General features: G+C 68.5%; 5 protein-coding genes and 2 pseudogenes. 4 read left to right on the top strand and 3 right to left on the bottom strand.

Going from position 1 to position 5,565, the window contains the following annotated elements; genetic code table 11:
• Both VJS38_RS16225 and xth read right to left on the bottom strand, forming a co-directional pair.
• Positions 1-581, bottom strand: a pseudogene (locus tag VJS38_RS16225) (hypothetical protein); the annotation flags it as partial.
• Between the two features lie 64 nt (positions 582-645).
• On the bottom strand, positions 646-1,425 hold the full coding sequence (gene xth / locus VJS38_RS16220) for an exodeoxyribonuclease III (protein WP_324089191.1): 780 nt from the start codon (positions 1,423-1,425) through the stop codon (positions 646-648).
• A 115-nt stretch (positions 1,426-1,540) separates the two neighbouring features.
• On the opposite strand from xth, the gene VJS38_RS16215 reads away from it, so the two are divergent.
• Both VJS38_RS16215 and VJS38_RS16210 read left to right on the top strand, forming a co-directional pair.
• The gene (locus VJS38_RS16215) at positions 1,541-2,221 is read left to right on the top strand and encodes a glutathione S-transferase family protein (RefSeq protein ID WP_324089190.1); all 681 of its coding nucleotides are present in this window, start codon (positions 1,541-1,543) and stop codon (positions 2,219-2,221) included.
• A gap of 101 nt (positions 2,222-2,322) precedes the next feature.
• Entirely contained in the window at positions 2,323-3,399 is a 1,077-nt protein-coding gene (locus tag VJS38_RS16210; protein ID WP_324089189.1) for an ISAs1 family transposase, read from the top strand.
• 28 nt (positions 3,400-3,427) lie between these two features.
• Here the strand turns inward: VJS38_RS16210 and erpA are convergent, their stop codons facing one another.
• Positions 3,428-3,763, bottom strand: coding sequence for an iron-sulfur cluster insertion protein ErpA (gene erpA / locus VJS38_RS16205; RefSeq protein WP_324089188.1), 336 nt, complete (start codon positions 3,761-3,763; stop codon positions 3,428-3,430).
• 81 nt (positions 3,764-3,844) lie between these two features.
• On the opposite strand from erpA, the gene VJS38_RS16200 reads away from it, so the two are divergent.
• Together VJS38_RS16200 and VJS38_RS16195 are read left to right on the top strand one after the other, a co-directional pair.
• Positions 3,845-5,020, top strand: a complete 1,176-nt coding sequence (locus VJS38_RS16200) for a deoxyguanosinetriphosphate triphosphohydrolase (protein ID WP_324089187.1) — start codon at positions 3,845-3,847, stop codon at positions 5,018-5,020.
• Between the two features lie 146 nt (positions 5,021-5,166).
• A pseudogene (locus VJS38_RS16195) lies at positions 5,167-5,565 on the top strand (SPOR domain-containing protein); the annotation flags it as partial.

Genomic DNA, 5,565 nt, shown 5'->3' with positions numbered 1-5,565 from the left:
GTCGCCTCGGGCCCCCGCGCGCGCGCCGGTTCGGCGGGGCGAGCCGCGCCGTCGGCGGGCTTGCGGCGGAAGATCGACTCCATCCGCGCCAGCCAGCGGTTGCCTTCCTCGATCGCCTCGGCGGGGGTGTGCTCGCCGCGGCGATCGGCGCGCTCGGCGCTCCAGAGCTCGAGGTGGAAGTCGGGGTGCTGCAGGTCGTCGAACACCAGCCGGAGCGCCACCTGCTGCTCGGCCCCGCCCAGCATGTCCAGCGGCCGCCGCGGCTCGCCGCGATAGGCTCGGGCCGCCACTTGGCCGTCGACGATCAGCTCGACGCCCATCAGTTCGTCCAACCGGTAGATCAGGCACCAGCCGCCGGTGTCCCAGGCGACCGCCATGGTGTTGCTGGTGAAGTTGAAGCCCGCGCCGCGGCCCCGGCCGGGCGCGATGATCAGGGCGTGGGTCTCGCCCTTCAGCACGTTGCGCAGGCCGCGTCGGATCCGCCGGCCCTGCTCGTTGTACCAGCCGACGACCGCGCCCATGGCGGCGAGCGCCACGGCGATAACGCCGACCAGGACCAGGAAGTGGCCGAGCTGACTCATTCGCCGAAGGCTAAGCCGCTTCGCCGGTTTCGGAAAAATGGAATCGGAAAACGCCGGCGGCGCATCAGACGTCGAGCTCGATCACCAGCGGGACATGGTCGGAGGGCTTGTCCCAGCTGCGCACGTCGCGATGGATCGAGACGCCGCGCAGGCGGTCGGCCGCCTGGGGCGAGAGCAGCGCGTGGTCGATGCGGATGCCGTTGTTCCGCTGCCAGGCGCCGGCCTGGTAGTCCCAGAAGGTGTAGGCGCCAGGCGCGCCGTCCGCCTCCAGATAGGCGTCGGTGAGCCCCATCCACTTGAGGCCGCGGAAGGCGGCGCGGCTCTCCGGCTGGAAGAGGGCGTCTTCGGCCCAGTTCTTCGGGAACTCGGCGTCGCGCTCCTCGGGGATGACGTTGTAGTCGCCAAGCAGGGCCAACGGCTCCTCGAAAGCCATCAGGGTCTCGACGTGGCGGCGCAGCCGGCCCAGCCACGCCAGCTTGTAGGCGAACTTCTCCGTGCCGATCGGATTGCCGTTCGGCAGGTAGATGGAGGCGACCCGCACCGGCTGCGGGCCGGAGACCACCGCCTCGATGTAGCGGGCATGATCGTCGCCGTCGCCCTCCGGCAGGCCGCGGCGGACGTCTTCCAGCGGCCGCTTCGAGAGCATGGCCACGCCGTTGTAGCTCTTCTGGCCGTGCACGGCGACGTTATAGCCAAGGCGTTCAAAGGCTTCGGCCGGAAACTTCTCGTCGACGCACTTGATTTCCTGCAGGCAGGCCACGTCGGGCTCGGCCTCTTCGAACCAGCGCACGACCGTTTCGAGCCGGGCGTTGATCGAATTCACGTTCCAGGTGGCGATGCGCATGGCGACTCCGCGGGTGCGGCGGCGAAGCTAGTGGCGGCGGGCGCGGGGCTCAAGGCGGCTTGCCTGGTTCCTGAAAATAACTTAAGCAACTACTTAACGAAATGGAGGCTCGGTCATGGCCCTCGAACTGCATCTGCACCCATTGTCGTCCTATTGCTGGAAGGTTCTGATCGCCCTCTACGAGGCGGGAACGCCGTTCAAGTCCGTGACCGTGAACCTGGGCGACGAGGCGGCGCGGGCGGCCTATCTGCAGCTTTCGCCGTTCGGCAAGATCCCGGCGCTGCGCGACACGGACCGCGGCGTCGAGGTCTTCGAGACCAGCATCATCATCGAATACCTCGACCGGCGTCATCCCGGCGCGGCCCGGCTGATCCCGGAGGACCTCGACCAGGCGCTGGAGGTGCGGCTGTGGGACCGCATCTTCGACTCTTATGTGATGAACGCCTTCCAGCCGATCGTAGCCAACCGCCTGCGTCCGCCCGAGCAGCGCGACGCCGTGGCGGTGGAAGGCGCGCACGCGAATCTGCGGAAGGCCTATGCCGTGATCGACCGGCGCCTGGCGGGGCGGACCTGGGCGGCTGGCGAGACTTTCAGCATGGCCGATTGCGCTGCGGCGCCGTCGCTGTTCTACGCGGCGATCGCCGAGCCGCTGGACGGCTTCCCGGTGACGGCGGCCTACCGTCAACGGCTGCTCGAACGGCCGAGCGTCGCGCGCGCCGTCCGCGAGGCCAATCCCTTCTTCCGCATGTTTCCAGCGACGGAGGAGGAGCGGGCGCGGATGCCCGTGCATCCTTAGATCCTCCCCCTGTGGGCAGGGGAATCGCATATGGCGTTGGAGTCGAATTGTTAGGCGAAGCGGGCTGGCGTTGAGCTCCTCGGTTGAGGAGGAGCGCGGCGGTGGAGGGCTTCACAGACTATTTCGGCGAGGTGGCCGATCCGCGTGCGGGCAATGCGCGGCATGACTTCTTGGAGCTGGTGTTTGTGGCGTTAGCCGCGGTGCTGTGCGGTGCGGAGGACTGCACGGACATGGCCGAGTTCGCACAGGCCAAGCTGTCTCTGTTGCGGCAGGTGGTGAAGCTGGAGCACGGCGCGCCGAGCCACGACACCTTCAGCCGTGTGTTCCGGCTGTTGCAGCCGGAACCTTTCGAGGCGGCGTTCACGAAGTTCACCACGGCCTTTGCGGGCGCCCTGAAGGGGGTGGTGGCGATCGATGGCAAGGCGTTGCGCGGCGCTTATGAGCGCGGGCGCAAGGCCACGCCGCTGCATCTGGTCAATGTCTGGGCGGCGGAAGCGCGGCTGGTGATCGGCCAACGCCTGGCGCCCGGCCGCAACGAGGTCCTCGGCGCCCGACAAGCGCTTGCACTGCTGCGGCTTGACGGCTGCATCGTCACCGCCGACGCCATCCACTGCCTCGCCGACACCGCCCAGGCGATACTCGACACGGGCGCCGACTACGCCCTGGCCCTGAAAGGCAACCAGCCCGTCCTGCTCGCCAAGGCCCAAGCCCTGATCGAAGCGGCCGATCTCCAAGCCGAAGCCGTCGACGGACCGGCCAAGGCGCATGACCGAACCGAGGCGCGCACCGCCATCGTGGTCGCCGCCGAGGATATGGACTTCCCGGGCTTGGCCGCCGTCGCCCGCGTGGAGACCTATCGCAAGAGCCAGGGCCAGCCCGAGCCGGTGATCGTCCGCTACTATCTGCTCTCCGCCTGGCTCGACGCCCAGCGGATGATCGAGGTCGCCAGGACCCACTGGACCATCGAAAACCAGCTCCACTGGGTGCTCGACGTCGCCTTCCTTGAAGACCGCGCCCGAAGCCGAAAGGACCACGGCCCTCGAAACCTCGCCCTCTTGCGCAGGCTTGCGCTCAACATCGCCCGACACCACCCCGCCAAGGGCTCCATGACCAAGAAGCTCAAGCGCGCCGGATGGGACGACGCCTTCCTCCTCTCAATGCTCGGCCATATGCGATAGCCCTGCCCCTGTGGGGAGCATCTTGATCTCAGATCGAAAAACTCACGCCGCAGCCGCAGCTCGACTTGGCGTTCGGGTTGCGGACGCGGAATTCCGCGACGGCCAGCTCCTCGACGAAGTCGATTTCCGAGCCCTTGAGCAGGGCGAGCGATACGGAATCGACCAGGGCCGCCGCGCCGTCGCGTTCGATCTTCAGGTCGTCGGGCTGGGCCGCGTCGACCAGGTCGAACTGGTACTGGAAGCCGGAGCAGCCGCCGCCTTCCACCGCAACCCGCAGCATCACCGGCCGTCCCTCGGCCTCGGCCAGGGCGCGGATGCGGCGCGCGGCGGTGTCGGAAAGGGTCATGTCGGGCGTGGTCGTCATGTCTGTTAAATCGATAACCGGCTTAGCCTATATGAGGTCGACCGCGGCTTCGACCAAGAGGCCGCCATCACGAAGGGTCTTATGCCGTCGCTTCCCACCCGCGCGCCGTTCGCCGAAAGCCCGTTCCGGTCACGGGGCCGCAAGGTCGCCGAGAACGAGAGCAAGACGCGCACAGCCTTCGCCCGCGACCGCGACCGCATCATCCACACCAGCGCCTTTCGTCGGCTGAAGGAGAAGACCCAGGTCTTCGTGGCCCACGAGGGCGACCACTTCCGCACCCGCCTGACCCATTCGCTGGAGGTGGCGCAGATCGCCCGCTCGATCGCGACGGCCCTGGGCCTGGACGCCGACCTCGCCGAGACGGTGGCCCTGGCCCACGACCTCGGCCACCCGCCGTTCGGCCACGCCGGCGAGGACGAGCTGCAGATTCAGATGCAGAACTTCGGCGGCTTCGACCACAACGTCCAGACCTTCCGCGTGGTCACCAGACTGGAGCGCCGCTATCCGCGCTTCGACGGACTGAACCTGACCTGGGAGACGCTGGAGGGAGTGATCAAGCACAACGGCCCGGTGGTCGATAAGCTCGACCGGCCGTCCTGGCGGGCGATCGCCGAGTTCGACGCCGAGTACGACCTGCGGCTCTCCACCTGGGCGTCCGCCGAGGCCCAGGTCGCGGCGCTGGCCGACGACATCGCCTACAACAACCACGACGTCGACGATGGGGTGCAGGCCGGGCTGTTCAACCTGGAAGAGCTGCGCGCGGTGCCGCTGATCGGCCCGAACGTCGAGAGCGCGCTGGCCGACTATCCGGACTGCGACCCGAGCATCATCCGGCTGGAGGCGGTGCGGCGGATGATCGGCGCCATGGTCGACGACGTCCTGGCCGAGACCCGCCGGCGGGTCGAGCAGGGCGCCGTGCAGGCCCCCGAGGACGTGCGCCAGCTGGGCCACGCCCTGATCAGCTTCTCGCGCGACATGGTCGAGGATCTCTCCGCGCTGCGGCGCTTCCTGATGGAGCGGATGTACCGCCACTGGAAGGTCAACCGCACGCGCAGCCAGGCCCGGCGGATCCTGGCGGAGATGTTCCAGCTGTTCATGGCCGAGCCCGAAGTGATGCCGACCGAGTGGTTCCAGCGCGCCCAATCGCGCGACGAGGCCGGCCGGGCGCGGGTGGTGTGCGACTATATCGCCGGCATGACCGACCGCTTTGCGATCGAGGAGCACCGCAAGCTCTTCCACCTGGAGGTGTGGAGTTGAGGTGAGGGCGGGTGAGCGGCTAAACGCCGCCCACAGGAAAACGCCGCAGGACGGTTCGGGCGGGCGTACGGTTCGTTAGAGTTCGCCTTGAAAGTGCGCGATTCGCAGCCTTGCCTGCGCGCGCCTGACCCATTCGGAGCCTCTAGATGTCCGAGCACGACCGTGGCGCCTATGCGCCTCCCACCGCCGACGCGCCACTGTCGTTCGACGCGCGACAGCCGGTGCGGGGCGCGCGGCCTTTTCCGGTCACGCTGATCCTGAGCGGCCTGGTGCTGCTGGGGCTGATCGCCGCCATCTTCCTGTTCTATCGTTCCGGCGTGCGCGAGGCGGGCCAGCCGCCGAAAACCGTGGGCTCGCCCGTGGGCGAGATGAAGAGCGCCGCGCCCGAGGACGCCCAGCCGCAGGACCCGGCCGCCGGCCTGCAGATCTACCAGTCCGAGCAAGGCCAGGCCGGGAACGCTCCCGGCGCCCGTCCGAGCTTTGTTTCGCCGCCGGAACAGCCCGCGGCGCGGCCGGCCACGCCCGCCGTTCAGGCTGCGCCCCCG

This window comes from Phenylobacterium sp. (assembly GCF_035276905.1).
Classification (GTDB): Bacteria; Pseudomonadota; Alphaproteobacteria; order Caulobacterales; family Caulobacteraceae; genus Phenylobacterium.
The sequence above is the reverse complement of the archived record's forward strand: the minus strand, read 5'-3'. Positions and strand labels throughout refer to the sequence as shown.

Bases quoted from the DNA above. Each gene is read 5' to 3' on its own strand.
- xth (WP_324089191.1), bottom strand. From the start codon at position 1,425: ATGCGCATCGCCACCTGGAACGTGAATTCGATCAACGCCCGGCTCGAA.
- VJS38_RS16215 (WP_324089190.1), top strand. From the start codon at position 1,541: ATGGCCCTCGAACTGCATCTGCACCCATTGTCGTCCTATTGCTGGAAG.
- erpA (WP_324089188.1), bottom strand. From the start codon at position 3,763: ATGACGACCACGCCCGACATGACCCTTTCCGACACCGCCGCGCGCCGC.
- VJS38_RS16200 (WP_324089187.1), top strand. From the start codon at position 3,845: ATGCCGTCGCTTCCCACCCGCGCGCCGTTCGCCGAAAGCCCGTTCCGG.